The sequence below is a fragment of the Thermodesulfobacteriota bacterium genome, from assembly GCA_030583865.1.
Taxonomy (GTDB): Bacteria; Desulfobacterota; GWC2-55-46; order GWC2-55-46; family GWC2-55-46; genus UBA5799.
The window spans coordinates 2,192,048-2,213,722 of sequence record CP129479.1 but is presented as its reverse complement, the minus strand read 5'-3'; the positions used below and the strand labels follow the sequence as shown (position 1 = coordinate 2,213,722).

Genomic DNA, 21,675 nt, shown 5'->3' with positions numbered 1-21,675 from the left:
AGGTCCTTTAGAATGTGGGGAAAAGAGGTATTATCTTTATAACATATCCGTCTTTTATAGTCAACTTCTTTGCCTTTACGGGCTGGCCTCCCGGGCTGCCTGTCCGGCGCTGAAGAGGTCTTCCGGAAGCGCCGGGTTTACCTCGACTTCATTGTATTTTATCGTGACCGTCCTTTTGCCGTCGTCGATGATTATCCTGAAAGGTATGTGGGCCCCCGACACCTCCCTGTAGTCCTCGAGGAGCACCTTGAGGCCGCGCCCTCCGTCTTCAGCCGGCCTGGAAAAGAGCCGGAGCCTTCCGTGCTCGTCCATCGCCGTCTCGACCATGTTTCCGGAAAGCTCGTATGCCGGGCGGGGGTTCCCAAGCAGGAAGGATGTGACGTCCTCGGGCTTAATCGAATATGGAACGCCGGGTTCATCGCGGTTGAAAGACTCGGCGCCGTCTTCAGTAACGGTGTAAACCGTCTCTCCGTCGCTCGCAATTATCGCGGCGGTCTGGCCGAAGGGCCCGTAGACCTCTATCCTGAAGGAGGCGGGGCTGCTGGCGAGTATCAAGGCCCTGCCGCTTACGGTGAAGACCCGCTTCATCTCGACGGCCCCGTATGCGCGTAGCGTTACCGGGGTTATCTCGGGGGGGGAAAGAGTCAGGGGGCGTTTTGCCGCGCACCCTGCCGCAAGGAGCGGGACAAGGGCGGCAAGCAGAAGGAGCCTCCTCACTTGGCGGCCTTCATTTCTTTCCTGAGGCGGTCTATTTTCTCCCTCAGCCCCTGGTTTTCCGGGTCTTTGCCGAGGGCGGACTCGAAGAGAGAAAGCGCCCTCTCCGTGTCCCTGCTCGCATACGCGTCACCGAGGTGCTCTATCACGACCGGGTCGTCTGGAAGGAGCTTAAGGGCCTTTTCGAGCTCGGCGATGGCCTTGTCTATCTCGCCTTTCTTGAAATAGACCCAGCCGAGGCTGTCGAGTATGTGGCCGCTCTCGGGCGATACCTCCAAAGCCCTCTTTATGAGCTCCTCGGCCTTGTCGAGCTCGATGCCCCTCTCGGCGTAGGTGTAGCCGATATAGTTAAGGGCGTTGGCGTGCCTGGGGTCAAGCTCGATCACCCTGTACATGGTGGGGATGAACTTGTCATCGACCTTGGCCTCGTCGTAGAGGACACCGAGGAGGAACAGGAGGTCCGGGTCATCGGGCTTGAGCTTCACGGCCACTTCGAGCGTATCTATCGATTCGGTGTGCCTCTTGGCGTCGCGGTATATGGTGGCGAGGAGCTTAAGAAGCTCAACGCTCTCGCCACGGGCCTTTATGGCCTCGTTCAGCTCCTTTATTGTGCTGTCGAGCCTTCCCTGGCGCTCGTATATGTACGCCAGGTGTATCTTAGAGTCGATGAAGCTCGTGTCCTTCTCCGGTATCTTTACGAACTCTGCCGCCGCGTTGGCGAGGTCCCCCTTCTCCTCGTATGTGGTCCCGAGGTAGTAGCGGACCCTGTGGAGCTCGGGGTTTATGGAGAGTATGTCGTTGAACTTCGCGATGGCGTCGTCGAACCTCTTTTTCTCGAAGTAGATGAGCCCGGTCCTGACCATCGCGTCCAGGCGCGTCTCGTCCCTGTTCTCGAGCTTCCTGAGCTGCTCCAGCGCCTCATCGAGCCTGTTCTGCTGGATGTAGAGCGTGCTAAGACGGTTTACCATGCCGGTATCGTTGGGCATGAGGAGCACGCCCTGCGAATATATCTCGATAGCCTTGTCGAACTGCTTGGCAAGCTCGAAGGTGACCCCGAGCTCGAAGTAAACGGTCCCGAAGCGCGAGTTGAGGTTGAGGGCGCCCTGGTAATACTCGGCGGCCTTGCCGTAGTCAGCCCTGTCGAACTCGTTCTTGGCGAGGTAGTAATACGCCATCGCGGAGTCCGGCTTGACGGAAAGGAGCTTCTTCAGGACCGCCTCGGCCTTATCGTATTCCTTCGATTTGGAATGCATGGAGCCGAGCATCAGGTAGCTCTTGCTGTCGGAGGGGTCGAGCTCGATGGCTTTCTCGTAGTTCCTGGCGGCTCCCGCCAGGTCCTTCTGGAAGGAGTGTATCTCCGCAAGCAGCGCGTACGGGGGCGCGTACCCGGGGTCCTTCTCTATCGCGGTTTCGAGGTGTTTTTTCGCGGACTGCACGTCTCCGGAGCCTATATAGAGGCTCCCCAGCTCGGAATGCAGTACCGCGGAACCAGGGTTCAGGGAGACGGAGCGCTTGTAGAGGTCTATTGCGCCGGCGAGGTCGCCGCTATTCCTGAGCATCTGCGCGGCCATGTAGTAGTAATAGGAGTCGCCCGCCTTTCCGGATTTTTTCAGGCTGACCTTGGCGCTTTTGTTGTCCTTGGCGTGCGATTTGGCGGCAAAGGAAGGCACAAGAAGGAGCGCCGCAAGCGCGGGCACTACCAGTTTTCTGAAATAGGTGGATTCTTTCACGACTATTCCTCCGAACCGGCCTCGAAGATGCGCTCAATCGCGCTTCGCTTCAGGCCTGACTGGTGCCGCGGTCCATTGGCGGCGGAGCCTGGTTCCATTGGGGCCCCGTAATCTCCGGGGTTTTTCCGGCCAAAAATCTGCCGCTTCCTATGATACCATCCGCAATATCCAGGAGTCAATCCAAGAAAGAAGATAAGAAAAGCCTGTTGGCGGCAATGCAGATAAACACCGGCATTTGTTTAAGGCCGGAAACGAGCCGGAATCAATTGGAAGAGTATCGGGAGCGCTGGTTAGAGCCGGGAGCGTGAACTGGGGGTATGCGGTTTTAAGGAGTCTCCAGAAGCAATTAAAGACCCGGGTTAGAGCATGTGCTCATGCCGGGCCTGATCAGGCCTCGGCAGCCCTGGGGATGGCCCTTTCCCTTGCTTTTTCAAGCCTTTCCCGCACTCCGGGCGCAAGGTGTATTGAGGACGTATCCACCCCCGAGAGGATATCGATCAACACTTCGGCCCTGTCCTTCACGGGAAGGCCCCTGTGTACGATTATCCGCGTCTCGCCCCGGAGCTGGAAGATGCCGCCACGGGCGGTGACTTCGCCTTTCCGGAGGTCTTCATACGAGAGCTTTATCGAGAGCCGTTCGGCTGCTTCTTCGAGTGCCTGGAGTAGTGCTTCGTCCTTCATTGCCGGTATATTTTCCAGGAAAGGCGCCCTTGTGTCAAGTCAAAAGAGGTCCCGGCCCGACCGGCTATTGAGCCCGATACGCTTTTATGCAGGGCCGCCTTCGGCCTTTCTGACCCGGTTTAAACGATGCTATCGGGCTTCGGACAAATAAGTTGACACACCAGGGTAGTTGAATTATATTCATACAGTATTGAATTGCCCGGAATCTTCCATTTTCTCTTTGGAAAGCCGCTTTTCTGCATAATAGCCTTGAAAGGAGCCGTAGATGGGCGAGAACACGATAAACGTATCAGATTCCAATTTTGAGTCCATGGTGCTGAAATCCGAAATCCCGGCCCTGGTGGACTTCTGGGCGAGCTGGTGCGCCCCGTGCAAGGCTATCGCCCCCATCGTCGACGAGATGGCCGCGGCCTATTCCGGCAAGGTGAGGGTGGCTAAGATGAACGTGGACGATAACCCATCCACCCCGGGCAGGTATGGCGTAAGGGGCATACCTACCCTGATACTCTTCAAGGACGGGAAGGTCGTTGACCAGCTTGTCGGAGCGGTGCCGAAAGACCAGGTAAAAGAGCTCATCGAAAAGGCGCTTTGATACAGTTAAAATTGATCTTTTCCTCGGACTCTGCATAGTTACGGGAAAAGCTGGGAAAATCCTGGATTTATCCAAAATATGTCTGGTATCCGGAGGCAGGCCGAAAGGCCTGCCTCTTTTGCTTTCCGTTGCAAAGCGCCTCCAATAAGGTTAAAATCACAAAAAAAGCCGGAAGGTACACTGAGATGGGAACTAATGCAGGCCCGCGCGGCCATGTGCTCAATATAGCGGTAGTCCTCTTATCCTTCGTTGTCGGCCTCTGGGGCTGCGGCAAAGTCGAGGACAGGCCGAAGACGGAAGAGAAATCCAATGCCGCCCGTGAGGCTGCCCCCCAGAAGGCGATACCTTTCAAGATAATGGGGTTCGACGGCAGGGAGCTTGGGCTTGATGATCTAAAGGGCAAGCTCGTGGTCGTCAATTTCTTCGCGAGCTGGTGCGGGCCGTGCAGGATGGAGGCCCCTGAGCTTGAGCGGACCTGGGCCGAGTTCAAGGGCAGCGGCGTCGAGTTCGTGGCCATCGCGGTCGACGACACTGAGACAAACGCGCGTGAGTTCATAAAGAGGTACAATGTCACCTTCCCGGCGGGCATCGATTCCGACAGGCGGATAATCTCCGATTACAAGATAGGCTTCATACCCATGACCTACGTCATAGGGAGGGACGGCACGGTCCTCCAGGTCTTTAACGGCATGGTGACGCAGAAAACACTCTCCGACCTTATCCAGGGCCATCTTTAGGGGTAGCCGGCCACCGGTTTTCCCCGGCCCGGTTGCGCCTCATTTCCTTCACTGTTAAAATCTATTCAGGCAACATCTGAAAATTGGTCTTTTCCCCGGACTCTGTGTAGTTACGGGAATAAAAATGCTCACATATTATCATATATGCTCCGCTTTTTATTCCCGGCCTTCCTTGATTGCGGGAAAAATCTCGAATTTTTAGAGGTTGCCTTCATAGCCTTTAAAAAGCCTGATAAGTTAAAAACATGTAAAATCATCCTTGTGAGGTGTGCCTGATGGCCCTCCGGCTTTCGCCCGGCGCAATGACCGTCCTTGAGAAGCGCTATCTCAAGAAAGACGAATCAGGCCGCGTGGTCGAAAGCCCTGAAGGGATGTTCAGGCGCGTGGCCGAAAATATTGCGCAGGCCGAGGCCCTATTCGGGAGGCCCGGGGACGCCTCCAGCTACGGGGAGGCCTTCTACGGCCTCATGTCCCGGCTCGAATTCCTTCCGAACTCCCCGACCCTCATGAACGCCGGGAGAAGGCTCCAGCAGCTCGCGGCCTGCTTCGTCATCCCTGTCGACGACTCCCTCGAATCAATATTCAAGGCGGTAAAGAATACCGCGCTCATACACCAGTCCGGCGGCGGCACCGGGTTTTCGTTCTCAAGGCTCCGCCCGGCGGACGACATCGTAAGCTCTACCGGAGGCGCCGCGAGCGGGCCGGTCTCGTTCATGAGGGTCTTTAACGCAGCGACCGAGGCGATAAAGCAGGGCGGCACGCGAAGGGGCGCGAACATGGGGGTGCTCCGCGTGGACCACCCGGACGTAATACAGTTCATAACCGTAAAGGAAGACCCCGCCGAGTTCAGGAACTTCAACCTCTCTGTCGCGGTCACCGACCTTTTCATGCGCGCCCTCGATGAGGGCGGCTCATACGAGCTCGTGAACCCGAGGACCGGCGCGCCTGCCGGGAAGCTCTCCGCAAGCGAGGTCTTCGGCCTCATAGCGAGGAGCGCCTGGAGGAGCGGCGAGCCAGGGGTCCTCTTCATAGACCGCATAAACAGGATGAACCCGACCCCGCGCCTCGGCCCATTCGAGGCTACGAACCCCTGCGGCGAGCAGCCTCTTCTGCCCTATGAGCCGTGCAACCTGGGCTCCATAAACCTCGGGAAGATGGTGAAGGATGAGCGCGGCGCATGGGCCCTTGATTGGGAGAAGCTTCAAAATACGGTGGACCTCTCCGTCCGCTTCCTCGACGACGTCATAGAGATGAGCAAGTACCCCACGAGCGAGATAGACGCGATGGCCAAGGGAAATAGGAAAGTCGGCCTCGGCGTCATGGGCTTTGCCGACCTCCTCGTCCGCCTCCGGCTCCGGTACGGCAGCGACGAAAGCATCGCGTTCGCGCGCAGGCTCATGCGGTTCATAAGCGAGAGGGCGTGGGAGGCTTCCAGGGCCCTTGCCCGTGAAAGGGGCCCCTTCCCCAATATAATGGGGAGCGTCTTTGACAAGCCGGGGGCCGCTCCCGTAAGGAACGCGACGGTTACGACCATAGCGCCCACAGGGACGCTCAGCATCATAGCCGCCTGCTCCTCGGGTATCGAGCCTTTCTTCTCACTCAGCTATATAAGGCAGGTCTTGAACGGAGTCGAGATACCCGAGGTGAACCCGCTCGTCGCCGAGGTCGCGAAGGAAGAGGGGTTCCATAACGAGAGCCTCATCGAGCACGTGGCCAGGGGAGGCGATTTGAGGGACAGGGACGAGGTGCCGGAGCGGATAAGGGATATATTCGTGGCCGCCTATGAGCTGCCGCCCGAGGCGCATATAAAGATGCAGGCCGCCTTCCAGGAATATACCGACAACGCGGTTTCAAAGACCATAAACCTTCCGCCTGACGCCTCTGTCGAGGACGTGAGGGCCGCCTACCTCGCCGCATGGAGCCTCGGCTGCAAGGGCGTTACCGTCTACAGGTCGGGGACCAGGGCAGAGCAGGTGCTGACCTGCAAAAGCCCCCTCTATTGCTGAAAGTACGGGTGGACAAAGCTCCTCGATTCTGATAAGAAATTGGGACGAGGCGCTTAGCTCCGCATCCCGCGACCCATACTCCCACGTGATTGGACGGTAAAAATGAAGATTTCCCCCTCGATACTCTCGGCCGACTTCACCAGGCTCGGCCAGGAACTCAAGGCCCTTGAGGACGGAGGCGCCGATTACGTCCATGTGGACGTAATGGACGGGCGGTTCGTCCCCAACATCACCATAGGGCCTTTCGTCGTCGAGGCCATAAGGAGGGGGACTAAGCTCCCGCTTGACGTGCACCTCATGATAGAGGAGCCGGAAAGGTATATAGACGATTTCGCCAGGGCCGGAAGCTCCATCATAACCGTCCACGTCGAGGCCGCCACCCACCTCCACAAAGCGGTGCAGGCCATAAAGGGGCACGGGCTCAGGGCGGGCGTTTCGATAAACCCCGGCACCCCGGCGTCGTCCCTCGAAGCGATAATCGGGGACGTGGACCTAGTCCTCGTCATGTCCGTGAACCCGGGGTTCAGCGGCCAGGACTTCATACCCGCGACACTCGGCAAGATAAAGACGGTCCGCGCAATGATAGAGTCCACGGGCAGGAAAATAGAGCTCGAAGTGGACGGCGGCATAAAGGCCGGGAACATCCGTACCGTGGCGGCCGCCGGGGCCGACGTCTTCGTCTCGGGCTCGGGTGTCTTCTCAACCCCCGATTACGCGAAGACGATAGCGCAGATGAAAAAAGAGATCGCTTCCGCATAAGTCCGGATTCCGGCACCCATCCCGCCATTCACCTCGCGCTCACTTTCATATTAGTTCTCCCTTCAACCTGAAACCCGCATCCCGTCCTCCAGGGAGATTCGGCGGCCCCTTGGCCAAAAGGGGCCGCCCGGAGGAGAAGACCTCTTGAATAGACCCGCCTCAAGCGGCCGCGCCTCAGCGGAACTGGGAAAGCTCAGGAAAGAGCTTGAAAGGGCGAGGGAGCGCGAGAAGGAGTTCATAAGCACGCGCCGCGCGATGCTCTCGCTCCTCGAGGACAACACCGCCATCGCCGAGGGCATTATGAAATCCAAGAGGGAATGGGAGACCACCTTCGACAGCATACTCGACCCCATTCTCATCCACGATTCCGACATGAGGGTCTTGAAGTGCAACAGGGCCTACCAGGACGCCGCGGGCATGCCGTTCAGCGCGATCATAGGGAGGAGGTACTACGAGGTCTTCCCGAAAATGCCCGGGCCCTTCGAGGCGTGCAGGAAGATGATCGGGAAAGGGGAGCACCACGCCTGCACCGAGGAGATACGGGTTGCGGGCCCTGACAGGGTCTACGATGTGAGTTTCTATGTGCTCGAAAAGGACGAGCCCACGGCCATCCAGATATTCAGGGACATAACGGAGGAGAAGAGGAGGACCGAAAGGGAACGGCTCGTATACGAGCTCTCGCAGGACGTCATGGGGAGCCTCGACCTCGCGTTCAGGCTCAAGAGGATATGCGGCACGGCCGTAAGTTTCGGCTTCAGCATCGCCTGGGTGGGGCTCCTCGACCCGGATACCGGAGAGATACTGTCCAGGACGCTCGCAACGGCTTCCGAGGGGCGCCCGCCATCGGTAACCGAGGCCGCATCGGGCCCTTCCGGTCATCTGCAGTACGCCGAGGGGCTCTCGTCGAGTGCAGTAAGGAGCGGGGTCCCGGAGATCCAGAACGTTGTCCCGGCCCCGTGGAAGGCCGTCCCGGACGGTACGGAACCAGGGCCGGGGTCCGCGGCCTCTTTCCCCATAACCGAGGCCGGGAAACCCATCGCCGTTCTTACCATCTGCTCCGAAAAGGAAGAATTCCCGCAAAACGAGGTCCCGTTCCTCCAGACCCTTGCGAACCACGCGGCCCTCTGCATCAGGAACGCGAAGCTATTCAGCGAGCTCAAGGAGACCTCGCAGAGGATGAAAGAGGAGATGGAGATAACGAGGCACCTCCTCGCCATAGCCTTTGCCACCGAGCACACGACGGACATAGACAAGCTCATGGGGCACGTGGTCGAGAGCCTTCGATCCATAATGGAGGCGGATTGCTGCATTTCGTACCTCTGGGACAGGGAAAAGGGCGTCTTCGAGCCATCGACCCAGAAGGGGCTCCCGGCCGACCTGGCCCCCCTCTTCAGGATAAACCCCCTTAAGCCCGACCTGCCGTTCATCATGAATGCAATGGAGTCCGGCCCGGGCATCGAGGTCTTCGAGGGGGGCGGCAGCGGGAAAGAGGCGCTTGAATGGACGGGCGGCGCCGAGGCCGCGATAATCCTGCCACTTGTCCGTAAAAGCGAATGGCTGGGCGTGCTCCTCTGCCTTTATACCTGCCCGCCGGGCAAGTACAGCGGGGGACTTACAAGGAGGGACAAGGATGTGCTCGGCGGCATATCCTACCAGGTCTCGACCGCGCTGGACGAGGCCAAGCTCTACCAGGACTCTATAAACAGGGCGCTCGACCTGTCAAGGAAGGTCGAGACCATAGGCATCATGCACGAGATAGACAAGTCCATCCTCTCCACCCTCGAGCCCAACGAGATACTCGAGATAGCCGCCAGGATGGTCTCGAAGATAATCTCCTGCGACCGGGCCACCGTGGCCCTCGTCGACAGGGAAAAAGGCGGGTTCGTATACGAGGCGGGCTTCGGAATATCCCTCGAGAAGGGGAGCCTCATCACGTTTTCGGACACGACCACGACCGATATATTGAGCGCCGGCAGGCCGCAGTTCGTGCCTGATATAGCCGAATCCGTCCGGCTGCGCCTCGAGGAGGCCTTGTTCAAGGACGGTTTCCTTTCGCACCTAAGGGTCCCGCTCGCGATAAAGGGAGAGGTGGTCGGGGTGCTTACGGTCGGGGCCAGGAGGAAGGCCGCCTTCACCTCCGACGACCTGTCGGTCATGGAGAAGCTCGCCTCCCAGATAGGGGTGGCCCTCGAGAACGCGCGGCTGGTAAGCGACTTGAGCGAGCTTTTCCTCGGCATAGTGAAGACCCTTTCCGAGGCGATCGACGCCAAGAGCTCCTGGACAAAGGGGCACTCGGACAGGGTCACGAAATACGCGATGGAAATAGCGCGCGAGATGTCCTTCTCGGCGGAGGAGCTCAAGGACATGGAGCTTGCGGGGCTCCTCCATGACATAGGTAAGCTCGGGACCTACGAGTCCATACTGGACAAGCCCGGCAGGCTCACCGACGAGGAGATAGCCATCATAAGGAGGCACCCGCAGAAGGGCGCGGACATACTCTCGCCCATAAGGCAGATGAAAAGGATAGTTCCTGCCATAATGCACCATCACGAGTCATACGACGGATCGGGTTATCCCGGGGGCTTCAAGGGCGGCGAGATACCGCTCATGGCGCGGATACTGGCAGTTGCGGACACCGTGGACGCCATGAGCGCCGACAGGCCATACAGGAAGGGCCTGCCCATCGAGAACATCCTGCGGGAGCTTAAGAGGTGCTCGGGCACGCAGTTCGACCCGGAGGTGGTCAAGGCATTCCTGAGGACGGTCGACGGGAGGCCAGGTCACCTCACGCGGGTGTAGCCGAGCCCTATGCCTATGCCGATGCGCGGCCCCGGGTCGTACGAAGGGGGGTCGAGGAGCGCATGCTCCCTTGGCTGTATCACCGGGTAGTCGTATGCGCCCCTGCCGACGCGGAGCCTCTCTGTGCCGATGACCTCGCCCGCGACGGTTATCCTCTTGCCCTTCGAGTATATGGCCGGGTCCCTGAAACCCTCGAACTCTACAAGGAACCGCCCTTCCGATTCGCCCCGCTCGGAGGGCCTGAGCCTGGAATCGAGACCCTCCTGGAGTACCTCGACGACCGTCCGGCCCTCTTCGTTGCGGGTCTCGAGGATGGTCCCTCCGAAGACAACCGACGTGCCCACGTAGTCCGCCGGCCTGGATGCGACCTCGCTGAACTCGAGTCCGCGGTTGACGGTCCCGAGCGTTTCCTTTGAGATGACCGGCGCGCATCCCGAGAATAGAACGGCTGCAAGCGCTGAAAGCAGGAGGAACCTCTTGGCCATTGGCGTTATCCTTCCTGGTTGTGTAATCGCAGTGCGGCCACTATAATGAAAATAGCATGTAAATGGGAGCTGTCAACCCGGAGGACGGATTGGGGGAAAACCGGAAATTCGTCGTGCACTGGCACGAGGCAAGGCGCCCGCATTATGACCTGAGGCTCGAAAGGGGAGGGGTATTGAAGAGCTGGGCCGTCCCCAAGGGAATGCCCGGGCAGCCCGGGGTAAAAAGGCTGGCAATCGAGGTGGAGGACCACCCGCTCGAGCACTTCGGCTTCGAAGGCGCCATACCTGAAGGGCGGTACGGCGCAGGCAAGATAGAGGTCTGGGACCTCGGCGCCTACGTCGTGGAGGCCTGGGAAAAAGACAGGATAGTCGTTGAATTAATTGGCAAGAAGATTTCCGGGAGATATGCCCTGGTCCGCTTCATGGAGAAGAACTGGCTTCTCCTCAAGCTCAAGCCGCGCGGAGTGATCCGTTCCGGATGAAGCTCTTTTGTCAGGAGGTTCGAAAAGTCCAGGAAGGACTTTTTAACATCCTGATAGAACTGCCGGGACCTGAACGGCACTGGAGACTCAGGGAAGCCCGCCTTCCCCTTCAAGCAGGAACCCTATCGCTGCAACAGCGGTCCTGACCGCGTTCTCCGTGCCTGCCCGGAGCGCGTTCGCGGTTATCTTCCCGGTGCTGCCCCTGTTCACGACCCCGGTCACGCAGCCGCCCTTTAACCCCAGGGCAGAGGTAACCGTAAGCAGCGTCGAGGACTCCATCTCGTAGTTGAGCACATGGAGCGCCTTCCATTCCCTCGTCGCGCCCCTGAACCTCCGGAGCTTGTACTTCATGAAGGAGTCCGGCCTCTCCTCGCCGGGGTAGAAGGTGTCGGACGAGGCCGTCACGCCCACATGGAACCGGACGCCGGCCTCTTTCGCGCCGAGGACGAGGGCTGCCACAATCGAAAAATCCGCGACAGCCGGGTATTCGATGGGGGCGTAGTGCGTGGACGCGCCGTCAAGGCGTACCGAGCCCGTGGTTATGACGCAGTCCCCGTTCTTTATATTGTCCTGTATTGCCCCGGTCGTGCCGACGCGGATGAAATGGGTGACGCCCAGCTGGGCGAGCTCGTCGATCGCTATGGATGTGGACGGGCCGCCTATGCCAGTTGAGGTTACGAGCACCTTCCTGCCGAGGGCCTCCGTAAGGCAGGTGGTGAACTCGCGCCTGGATGCGACGAGGGAGAAATCGGTGCCGTAGGCCCTGGCGACTGCCTCGGCTATGGGCCTTGACCTCCCTGGGTCGCCCGGGAGAAGCGCGATAGCAGCGCCCTTTATCGCTTTCCTGTCAAGGTCGAGGTGGTAGGCCTTCGCCATCCGGCGGTCATCCCTTCCTGAGGAATATCCTGATGGTCTTCTCCTCGCGGTCGAGGGCCAGGAGCTTGTTGCCGGTCGCTTCGGCCCAGAGCGGCAGCTCTTTCTGGGAGACAGGGTCGTCCGTAAGCACCAGGAGCACCTGTCCCGGGACCATCCCTTCGAGCGCCAGGGCCGTCTTTACGGACGGCATGGGACAGCTTAAGCCCCTTGCGTCAAGGGTCTTGTCAGGAGCGAACTCTTCCATGATACCCTCTCTTTTCCTGAACGGCTAGGCAGGCTGCTGAAAAAGCCCATCTGCGTCGATTGACACTCCGGCGTACACGAAAAGCACGCCGCATCCTTGCTCCCCTGTTCCAACGGGGCCTCGCATCCGGAGCTTTTTGAGCAGCCTGAATAAAACGGCAAGCTGTTAGAAGTCCGCCGGTTGTGCCGTTCCGCAAGGCGGACCCGGCCTCAAATGAAAAGGTTGACGTTCGAGTCCTTTGCTATGGAAATATAGCTTACCGCCCCTATGACGTCGCGGCACTCGTCTATGAAGTCCTCCTTCCGGAGGCCCATCACCGTCATGCTCATCTCGCAGGCATAGAACCCGACGCCCAGGGCGGAAGCGGTCTTTATGAATTCATCGAGGCTCGGCACCCGCTTTTTAGACATCATGGTCTTCAGCATTGCCGGGCCCATGCCCATCATGTTGAGCTTCGATAGGGCGAGCTTCCTGGCATGGCCGTAATTCATTATATTCAGCATCTTCTGCATCCAGCCCTGCCCTTTTATGAGCCCGCCCTTTCTCTTTATGGCGTTAAGCCCCCAGAAGGTGAAGAAGATGTTGACTTTCATGCCCATTGAAGCGGCGGCAGTGGCTATGACGAAGGCCGCGATGGCCTTGTCGAGGTCGCCGCTGAAAAGGACGATTGTGACGCTTTTTCGGGGCTCCGCCGGAGCTGTTTGTAAACCGGTTGCCATACGGGTATGATACCCCGGAAACCGCATTATGTTCAAGGTTTTTCGGGGAAAACGCTCGCCTCCAGCTTGGCCCGGCAGCGCGCCCCCAGGCACGGTTGGGTGAGTAAATTAGACCGTCGGTTCGTCAGGCCTAAACAAATTATTGCAAAAAAAACAGATTTGTGCTATCTGTTCTGGTTGAGGGGGCACTCGGAACCAAAACTCCCTTCAATCAGGGTGTTGAAAAAATCCTTCTTGGATTTTTTCAACTACGGCCTGGCCGGAATGAATCCGTCCAGGCCTCACAAATTGCCCGACTCGGAAAGTCTTCGCAATTTGGCAATCCATCGTGGATTGCCTGGCGGGGTGTTTTCAAACCCTGCTATTTAGGCCTTTACCTCTTCCTGGTATACAACTTATGAATCTTGTCCACGGGACCCTCCATATGCACGGCCAGAGCGGTTCCTCAGACGGACTTTCCTCGCTTCTGGAGAAGGTCTACGAGGAGCGGGGCTGGGATTTCAGAAATTACAAGAGGTCGACGCTTTCGCGGAGGGTCTCGAAACTCCTTCACTCCGCCAGGGCGCGCTCCTGCGAAGACTACCTCCATATCCTCGGAAAAGACCCTTACGAGTACCACAGGCTCTTCTCCACGCTCACGATAAAGGTAAGCGAGTTTTTCAGGGAGCCGGAGGTCTTCTCCGTCCTGGAAGGCATCGTCAGGCGCGAGTTCCGAAATACGCCGTTGAAGTCTTGGTGCTGCGGGTGCGCCTACGGCGAGGAGGCCTATTCGCTCGGCGCGCTCTTTGCCGAGGCCATGAGCCCCGAGGCGCTTGCCGGCTCGCGTATCTTCGCGACCGACATGGATTGCGACGCGCTTGACCAGGCCAGGAGGGCCGTATACAGGGAGGAAGCTATAGCGAACGTCCCGCCTGCGCTCCGGGAGAAGTACTTCGTGCCGGCGGACGGCTTCTACCGGGTGAGCATGGACTTGAGGGGCCTGGTGCGGTTCGGCACCCTGGACATAGTCCAGAGCCCTTCCATAAGGGGGGTGAACATACTCTTCTGCAGGAACCTTTTCATATATTTCAACAAGCCCCTCCAGGAGAAGGTCTTCGCGAAGCTCGATTACGCGCTCCGCCCAGGCGGCATATTGGTCATGGGGAAGGCGGAGGTGCTGCCGCACATGTACTCCGCAGGGTATGAGCCGCTCGCGCGCGGCCTCAACATCTACAGGAAATGCCCATGAGACCGCTCAGGTACTTCTACGGACGGCCGATGGGTTTCAAGTTCACGGTCGTCTTCCTTTCCGTCGTCCTTGTCCCGATGTTCCTCCTTGCCTATATCTCCTACAGGGTGATAGACACGAGGCTCATGGAGCACGCGGTCGAGCAGGTCTCCACGGGCATAAAGGCGGCGTGGACCGAGTATCACGTCCGCGGCGACCAGATGCGCTACGGCATGCTCCAGGCCGCTGCAATGCGCGAGATACAGGAGGCGGTCGCCTCGGGGGACGCCAGGTATCTCAGGGACAGCATGGCATCCTGGAAAAAGGCGAGGCCATATGTGGACATCTGGGCCGTTACCGACGGTGAAGGCAGGGTCATAGCAAGGCTCAACAGCGCATCCGCCGGCGACCTCTTCCTCCTCGGCGGGCTTACCAGGCAGGCCGTGGAGGGCAGGGAGGCCCGGACTTCCACCGAGCTCCTCGACGGGGCGGCCTTGAGGCTCGAAGGGCCGGAGCTTGCCATGAACGCGTCGCCGGACGCGAGCGCGCCCGGCGGCGACTCCCCCGGCGTGCTGGCGCTCATGGTGGTCACGCCGGTGCTGGACGGGCGCGGCGCGGTAACCGGCACCATAATAACCGGTGACGTGCTTAATAACGACAGCTTCGTGCCTGACATGGTGTCCCGGAAGCTCCCCGGGTTCTTCACGACCATATCCGCCATGGGCGTGCGCGTATCGACAAACATAACCGACGAGAACGGAAGGAATATGCGCGGCACGCGCATAAACGGGACTGCATATTCGGAGCTTGCGGCAGGCAAGTCTTTCCTCGGCGAGATGGCCGTAGGAGGGCTTTCGCTGATATCGTTGTCCGAGCCGATCAGGGACTCGAGGGGCAATATAGTCGGCTCCCTGCAAGTCGGCATCTCCAAGGAGAGGCTTTGGGCCATACAGAGGGAAAACCAGCTGGTCATAGCAGTAATAACCCTCATAGGCTTCAGCTTCGCGCTCATGGCCGCCTTCGTCTCGACCCACAGGATAACGAGGCCCCTCAAGGAGGTAAAGGAGAAGCTTCTCGCGTACGGCAGGGGCGACCAGGGCGTCAGGATAGCGGTCGAGGACGCCGAGGCCGTGGACGAGATAGCCGTGCTCGCGAAGGTGTTCAACAGGATGGCGGACGAGGCGGACGGAAGGGAGGCCGAGAAGGCCAGGTACCTTGCCGAGATAGAGGCCAAGAACACCGAGCTTGCCCACCTGAACGAGGAGCTCCGGATATCCAACGAGGAGCTCGAGATCGCGTACGAGGAAACGCAGAGCCAGACCGAGGAGCTCCATGCCATTAACGAGGAGCTGAAGCTCCTTAACGAGGACCTGGACAGGAAGAACACCGAGCTCCAGAAGGCCAACAGGATAATACTCAAGGAGGAAGAGGAACTCAAGAAGGCCAAGAACAAGCTACGGCTCATCTACGACGGCATAAGGGATTTCATACTGCTCGTCGGGAGCGATTACAAGATAGTCGAGGCGAACAGGTCTTTCCTTGAGATGACGGGCCTGACGGAGCGGGCAGCCGTCGGCAGGAACGTGTACGCCGCGTTCGGGCTTGAGCCGCCGGCCAGGAACTGCCCGGTAAGGAAGTCGATAGATCACTCGTCCACCGCCGAGATGGAGTTCACTACCCCGGACGGCAAGGTGTTCGTCTGGCAGTCCTATCCGGTGCTGGACGGGGCAAATCCCGGGAGCGCCGTCGTCTACGTCCACGACGTTACGGAGAAGCGGCTCCTTACGCAGAAGCTCCTCCAGTCGGACAAGCTTTCGTCTCTCGGGGAGCTCGTATCCGGGGTCGCCCACGAGCTCAATAACCCGCTTACCGGGATAATGTGCTTCTCCGAGCTCCTCCTCGAGGACAAGCTCGGCGAGAGCGCAAGCTCCAAGATACGGAAGATCAACGAGGCCTCGCACCGCTGCAAGAAGATAATCGAGAACCTCCTCACCTTCGCCAGGTGGAAGAGGCCGGAGAAGAAGTACGGCGACGTAAACCGCATAATAAGGGACAGCCTGGACTTCAGGGCGTACCAGCTGAGGATCGACAACATAAAAATCGACCTCGACCTTGACGAATCGATACCCGGGACCATGCTGGACGCCAACCAGATACAGCAGGTGTTCCTGAACCTCATAAACAACGCGAGCGACGCGATAAAGGAGGGCGGCTCCGGCGGCACTATCAGGATAACAAGCAGGCACGGCAACGGGAAGATAGTCGTAAGCGTAGAGGATTCCGGCAAGGGCATATCCGAGGAGATAGCCAACAGGATATTCGACCCGTTCTTTACCACAAAGGAGGTGGGGAAGGGGACCGGGCTCGGCCTCTCCATCTCGTACGGCATAGTGCACGAGCACGGCGGCAACATATACGCGTCCAGCCGGAGGAGGAACGGGACCACCTTCATCGTGGAGCTGCCGGTAGCGGGTGACGGCTCCGAAGGCCTCTTTTACAGCGGAGGCGAAGCATCCGAGAAGCTGAAGGTGGACGGCAAGAAGGCCCTCGTAGTGGACGACGAGCCCATAGTGCTTGACCTCCTCATGGACTCGCTCACCGGCTTCGGATTCGTGGTGGACAGGTGCTCGTCCGCCGAGGACGCCATCGTCAAGGTGTCCGGCTCGGACTACGACCTCATAATAAGCGACATCAAGATGCCGGGGCTCGGCGGCAAGGGGTTCTACAACGAGGTGCAGGTCCTGAGGCCGGAGGCCCTCAAGAAGATGATCTTCATATCGGGAGACAGCATAAACACGGAGACGCAGGCCTTCCTTTCCAGGGTGGGCGCGCCTTCCATCAAGAAGCCTTTCACTATAGACGAGCTCAGCAGCGTCGTCTCGAAACTGGTGAATTGAGAGCCCGGCCCCGGCGACGCGTCAGCGCCTCCCCTCCGGCCAATTCCCCGTTGAAGCGCTGACACGAAAGGATGTATAGTATGGGCCGGCAATTCCCGGCCTGAGTCATCCGTAGTCCAGCTTGGAGCCTTGAAAAATGGGGCAAAAAAAGCATTTCCTCACCCCTGGAGCGCAGGGCCTGCTGCTCCTTTTTTCAAGCATGCTTTTTTTCGGAGCCCTGTCCGTAGCCCTGGGCCCGGTCATAGACTGGGACTTGAAGAACTACCATTTCTACAACCCGTACGCTTTCCTCAACGGCCGCCTCGACTTCGATTTCGGGCCTGCCCAGCTCCAGAACTATCTGAACCCGGTACTTGACTTGCCGTTCTATCTCTCCGTCCATTACCTCGGGAAACCGGTATGCGCGGGCTTTGTCATGGGCGCCCTGCACGGGATTAATTTCTGGCTGTTGTACCTCATAGGCCTGAAGCTGTTTACATTTGAGGATGGCCTCAAAAGAAGCGCCCTTTCGTTCTTCGCTGCCGTTGTCGGCGTCCTTGGCGCCGGCTTCATCGCCGAGCTCGGCACGACCTTGAACGACAACCTCGTCGCCATTTTCGTGCTGGGAGCATTTCTCCTGATGCTACTGGCTTTTGAAAAGGAGGACCGGCGGGCATACTTATGCCTCGTTTTCCTGAGCGGCCTCGCCCTCGGCGCAGGCGTTGGGCTTAAGCTTACGCTATTGATATATGCCGTTGGCGCCCTCATTGCCGTGCTTGCCGCGTCAAGGGCCCTCGGAAAGGCCGCTGCAAGCGCTGTATCATGGGGACTCGGCATCGCCTTCGGGCTATTGCTGTCCTCCGGCGTCTGGATGTTCATGTTGTGGAAAAGGTTCGAAAGCCCGTTTTTCCCGTTCTTCAATTCCATCTTCAAATCGCCGTATTTCGACCCGGTTGAGATAGGAGACGCGCGCTTTTACCCGAAAGGAGCAGTCCAGGCGCTTTTCTATCCGTTCTATTTCGCGAAGAGCAACAACCTGGTGCTGGAACTGCACTTCAGGGACATACGCTTTGCAGTGGCATATGTCCTGATAGTGCTCGCAGCGGCCGTGCTCCTGTATGATATTTTCAGGAAGAGGGCCGAAACGCCGGCCGGACTGGACCGCCAATCGAGAGACAAATACGCATTCATGGCCGTCTTTTTCGTGGTTTCCTATATTGTTTGGCAGGTCAATTTGCCGTATTACAGGTATATCGTGCCGCTGGAGTTGTTGTCCCCGGTCCTGATTGCGGTGCTTTTGAGCCATATCGTAAAAGGCAGGCCGTGGTTCTACATCTCGGTCGCCGCAGCGTTTATTTCCATCATATCGTTTGCGAAGGCCCCGGATTGGGGAAGGACCAGCTGGTCGGAGACACTGTTCGGGCTTGAGAGGCCGCCCGCGGCCATTGAGAAAGGTTCGGTCGTAATAATGGCAGGGATACGGCCGTATTCGTATATAATCCCGTATTTCCCGGAGAATGTCCGTTTCGTGAGGGTCGAGAGCAATTTTACCGCCCCGCACAAGGACACGAAATTCCAGGCGGAGATACGGGAGCTTCTGAAAAACCATAACGGCCCGGCATATATCCTGGTGCCTTTCCCGAACATATTGCAGATAGAGAGCACCGCTGGCAAATTCGAAATGTACGCCGTTAAAGAGGAGTGCCGCACTTTCAGCTCCATAGAGGACCAGTTTATAATATGCAGGCTGGGGAGGGTCTTTTCCCCTTGACGGATGCGCCGCGCGAAGCGAAGATAAGGCAACCTCTAAAAAATTAGAGATTTTTCCCGCAATCAAGGAAGGCCGGGAATAAAAAGCGGAGCATATATGGGAATATGTGAGCATTTTTATTCACGGCCTGACACAGAGTCCGGGGAAAAGATCGATTTTTAGAGGTTGCCGATAGTCAGTAGCCGGGGGCGGCCCGCATCAGCCCCCGGGCTTGAGGAAAGGAACGAGAATGTCGGTAAAATCCGCTAAAATGCCCCTGCCGGTCCTCCTTGTCGACGACGAGGCCCAGATACTCAAGAGCTACAGCGTCATGCTCCGTAGCGCCGGGATAAAGCAGGTCCTGACGGTCGACGACAGCAGGCAGGTGATGCCGCTACTCGAGAAGCAGGAGGTCGCGGCCATCGCCCTCGACCTTTCCATGCCCCATGTCTCCGGGACGAAACTCCTCCATGAAATAGCGAACAGCCGCCCGATGGTGCCGGTCATAATACTCACGGCCGTAAACGACATCGAGACGGCGGTCGAATGCATGAAGTCGGGCGCGTTCGATTATCTCGTGAAGCCCGTGGAGCGTAGCAGGTTCGAGGCGAGCGTAAGGAGGGCGCTCGATTTCCATTCTCTCCGGATCGAGGTCCTTTCCCTCAAGAGGAGCCTCTTGATGGGCGACCTCGAGAACGAGGAGGCCTTCTCCTCCATAATCACCGTAAACAAGAAGATGAGGGCCATATTCCAGTACGTCGAGGTCATAGCAGCCACCCAGCAGCCGGTCCTCATAACCGGCGAGACCGGGGTAGGGAAGGAGCTCTTCGCAAGGGCGGTCCACGACATAAGCGGCAGGAAAGGGGAGTTCGTGGCCGTGAACGTGGCCGGGCTTGACGATACAATGTTCTCGGACACGCTTTTCGGCCACAAGAAGGGCGCGTATACCGGGGCGGACGAGGCGAGGGAGGGGCTCATAGCCCATGCCGCAGGCGGGACCCTCTTCCTTGACGAGATCGGGGACACGAACGAGTCCTCCCAGGTGAAGCTCCTGCGTCTACTTCAGGACCAGAAATACTACCCGCTGGGATCGGACGTCCCCAAGAAGAGCGACGTCCGTATAGTCGTCGCCACGAACCACGACTTCCGGAAGCTAATTGCCGAAGGCGGCTTCAGGAAGGACCTCTACTACAGGCTCCGGGCCCACCAGGTCCACATCCCGCCTCTTCGCGAACGCCAGGAGGACATCCCGGTGCTCCTTAACCACTTCATCGCAGAGGCCGCGGACGCCATGAAAAAAAAGAAGCCTACCCCGCCGACCGAGCTCGCCACCCTCATGTCCACCTATCATTTCCCGGGAAACGTCCGGGAGCTCCAGGCAATGGTCTACGACGCCGTAGCCAGGCACAAGGGCGGCGTGCTATCGATGGAAAGCTTCAGGGACATAATAGGCAGGGAGAGGACGGCGGCCGCCCCTCAAAAGGAGCTTAAGCCGGGGCCGCCCGTATCCGCCGAGAACTTCCCCACCCTGAAGGAATCGGAAGACGCCCTCATAGCCAGGGCACTTGAGCTTTCCCACGGTAACCAGGGCATAGCCGCGAGCCTCCTTGGGATTACCCGCCAAGCGCTGAATAAACGGCTGAAGAGAAAGGACCTACGCAAGCGTTAGGGATAATCAGGATCTTCCCTTTGCAAGGATTGAATATTGTCATTTTGAGCGAAGCGGAGACATCTGTTTCCAGGTGTTAACAGCGTTTGCGAATTGCCGACTCTTCCTTGATCCTTTAAGCATTCCGTCCACCCCCGAGCCATCTGTCATTCCGGCATGGCGTAATTAATCTCATTTCCTCCCCGAACCGTCCCAAGGCCTGGCCTGAAACACCCCTGAGACAATTTTTGCTCCTGCGATTTTTTTTGCACCCGCATGAAACCCTTGCCCCGACAGTCCATTTCGCTTGCCAGGCACAAAACCTTTGAACAACCGTCGCATCCCATCCCGCATGCGGAAAGGCCCAGGGCGCCCATATTGTCTGCGAAATCCGATGCCGGCCCCGTGGCATGCTTTCTGCAAAACATCCCCTTCACTGAGACAAGCGGCCAAGCGCATATGTGAGTGCCCTTTCAGGATTCCCTTAGGATACCTCTGAAGGCCGGACCTCCCAGACAGAACGCTTTCTGATTCGCAGGTCATGAAAACGAAGCCCGGCGCTCCCGGGTGAGCGGGAAAACTCAGCTCGTGGATACAGGCATGCTCGACTCGAGGAAGATACTCGTCGTCGACGACGACGAGAACATACGGGACCTCTGCTCGGAGGTGCTGCGCGTTGCCGGGTACCAGGTGGATACCGCAAGGCACGGGCTCGAGGGCCTTGAGAGGCTCCGGAATTCGGGTTTCCGATACGACCTGGTCGTCTCCGACATGAACATGCCCGGGCTCGGCGGCATGGAGTTCTACAGGGCCGCCCTGGAGAATAGCCCCGGGCTCCGGGAGAAGTTCCTTTTCGTGACCGGCAACCCCGATTGGGCGTTCGGCCGCGTCGCGGATGCCGGGCTCTCCTGCCTCCCCAAGCCTTTCCGGATATCAGAGTTCCTCGAAAGGGTGGAAAAGCTCATGGAGAAGTCGCTCATGGGGGCGCCGGGGAGCGGCGGAGGCAAGAGGGCCGAGGGGAGGATCGATACCGCCCTGGACTGTCGTATCACGGCGTGCGGCGCGGAGCTCGCGGCCCGGACTGTCGACATCTCACCGCACGGCGTGAAGGTGGAGTATCCGGGCGGCGACCTTCTTGAGACAGGCGCTGTTATCGGCCTTAGCCTCGGCATAGGCCGGGGGTTCGAGACCGGGAGAAAGGCGGTAGTGGCGTGGTCGGCACAGGCAGGCGGCTCCATTCTCTCGGGGCTCAGGCTGGACGAGCCGGTGCCGGTATCTTCACTCGTAAACGCGGCGGCCAGGCAGGCGGGGCCAGAGGCCCGGGAATTCCGTCCTGGAAACGCCCTTCCTCAAAAACATCTTTGAAAATC

The 21,675-nt window shown here is 58.7% G+C and carries 18 protein-coding genes; 11 read left to right on the top strand and 7 right to left on the bottom strand.

The features are described 5' to 3' along the window. Positions 1-75: 75 nt before the first annotated feature. From QY316_10495 to QY316_10485, 3 genes are all read right to left on the bottom strand, one after another. Positions 76-717, bottom strand: coding sequence for a lipoprotein insertase outer membrane protein LolB (locus QY316_10495; GenBank protein WKZ32332.1), 642 nt, complete (start codon positions 715-717; stop codon positions 76-78). Then, the gene (locus tag QY316_10490; protein WKZ32331.1) at positions 714-2,444 is read right to left on the bottom strand and encodes a tetratricopeptide repeat protein; all 1,731 of its coding nucleotides are present in this window, start codon (positions 2,442-2,444) and stop codon (positions 714-716) included. The genes QY316_10495 and QY316_10490 overlap by 4 nt, the downstream gene beginning before the upstream one ends. 387 nt (positions 2,445-2,831) lie before the next feature. Continuing rightward, entirely contained in the window at positions 2,832-3,125 is a 294-nt protein-coding gene (locus QY316_10485) for a hypothetical protein (GenBank protein WKZ32330.1), read from the bottom strand. Positions 3,126-3,390: 265 nt separating this feature from the next. Here QY316_10485 and trxA point away from each other — a divergent pair, with 265 nt between their 5' ends. The 5 genes from trxA (at position 3,391) to QY316_10460 (ending at position 10,018) form a co-directional block, all read left to right on the top strand. Continuing rightward, complete coding sequence (trxA, locus tag QY316_10480; protein ID WKZ32329.1) at positions 3,391-3,717, top strand: thioredoxin; 327 nt, start codon at positions 3,391-3,393, stop codon at positions 3,715-3,717. Between the two features lie 185 nt (positions 3,718-3,902). Continuing rightward, the gene (locus QY316_10475) at positions 3,903-4,454 is read left to right on the top strand and encodes a TlpA disulfide reductase family protein (protein ID WKZ32328.1); all 552 of its coding nucleotides are present in this window, start codon (positions 3,903-3,905) and stop codon (positions 4,452-4,454) included. Between the two features lie 275 nt (positions 4,455-4,729). After that, positions 4,730-6,460, top strand: coding sequence for an adenosylcobalamin-dependent ribonucleoside-diphosphate reductase (locus QY316_10470; protein WKZ32327.1), 1,731 nt, complete (start codon positions 4,730-4,732; stop codon positions 6,458-6,460). Positions 6,461-6,562: 102 nt separating this feature from the next. Then, entirely contained in the window at positions 6,563-7,219 is a 657-nt protein-coding gene (rpe, locus tag QY316_10465) for a ribulose-phosphate 3-epimerase (GenBank protein ID WKZ32326.1), read from the top strand. Positions 7,220-7,363: 144 nt separating this feature from the next. Further along, the gene (locus tag QY316_10460; GenBank protein ID WKZ32325.1) at positions 7,364-10,018 is read left to right on the top strand and encodes a GAF domain-containing protein; all 2,655 of its coding nucleotides are present in this window, start codon (positions 7,364-7,366) and stop codon (positions 10,016-10,018) included. Here the strand turns inward: QY316_10460 and QY316_10455 are convergent. After that, entirely contained in the window at positions 10,000-10,503 is a 504-nt protein-coding gene (locus tag QY316_10455; protein WKZ32324.1) for a Slp/YeaY family lipoprotein, read from the bottom strand. The two genes, QY316_10460 and QY316_10455, sit on opposite strands and share 19 nt — an antisense overlap. Before the next feature lie 89 nt (positions 10,504-10,592). Between QY316_10455 and QY316_10450 the strand changes: the two genes are divergently transcribed. After that, entirely contained in the window at positions 10,593-10,985 is a 393-nt protein-coding gene (locus tag QY316_10450) for a DNA polymerase ligase N-terminal domain-containing protein (protein ID WKZ32323.1), read from the top strand. Between the two features lie 87 nt (positions 10,986-11,072). On the opposite strand, the gene udp is transcribed toward QY316_10450, so the two are convergent. From udp to QY316_10435, 3 genes are all read right to left on the bottom strand, one after another. Next, entirely contained in the window at positions 11,073-11,861 is a 789-nt protein-coding gene (gene udp, locus QY316_10445; protein ID WKZ32322.1) for a uridine phosphorylase, read from the bottom strand. Positions 11,862-11,868: 7 nt separating this feature from the next. Then, positions 11,869-12,105, bottom strand: coding sequence for a sulfurtransferase TusA family protein (locus QY316_10440; GenBank protein WKZ32321.1), 237 nt, complete (start codon positions 12,103-12,105; stop codon positions 11,869-11,871). 209 nt (positions 12,106-12,314) lie between these two features. Next, positions 12,315-12,824: a DsrE/DsrF/DrsH-like family protein gene (locus QY316_10435; protein ID WKZ32320.1), complete on the bottom strand. Its 510-nt coding sequence runs from the start codon at positions 12,822-12,824 to the stop codon at positions 12,315-12,317. Positions 12,825-13,248: 424 nt separating this feature from the next. Here QY316_10435 and QY316_10430 point away from each other — a divergent pair, with 424 nt between their 5' ends. The 5 genes from QY316_10430 to QY316_10410 all read left to right on the top strand — a co-directional run bounded on the left by QY316_10430 (position 13,249) and on the right by QY316_10410 (position 21,670). Next, a complete protein-coding gene (locus tag QY316_10430) occupies positions 13,249-14,052 on the top strand; it encodes a protein-glutamate O-methyltransferase CheR (protein WKZ32319.1) in 804 nt (267 codons plus the stop codon). Next, positions 14,049-16,928, top strand: a complete 2,880-nt coding sequence (locus QY316_10425) for an ATP-binding protein (GenBank protein WKZ32318.1) — start codon at positions 14,049-14,051, stop codon at positions 16,926-16,928. The genes QY316_10430 and QY316_10425 overlap by 4 nt, the downstream gene beginning before the upstream one ends. A 136-nt stretch (positions 16,929-17,064) precedes the next feature. Next, positions 17,065-18,678 (top strand): hypothetical protein, encoded by a 1,614-nt coding sequence (locus QY316_10420; protein ID WKZ32317.1) that lies wholly within the window; start codon positions 17,065-17,067, stop codon positions 18,676-18,678. Positions 18,679-18,907: 229 nt separating this feature from the next. Beyond that, complete coding sequence (locus QY316_10415) at positions 18,908-20,326, top strand: sigma-54 dependent transcriptional regulator (GenBank protein WKZ32316.1); 1,419 nt, start codon at positions 18,908-18,910, stop codon at positions 20,324-20,326. 546 nt (positions 20,327-20,872) lie between these two features. Next, positions 20,873-21,670 carry a response regulator gene (locus QY316_10410; GenBank protein WKZ32315.1) on the top strand — a complete coding sequence of 266 codons (798 nt, stop codon included), beginning with the start codon at positions 20,873-20,875 and terminating at the stop codon, positions 21,668-21,670. Positions 21,671-21,675: the final 5 nt, after the last annotated feature.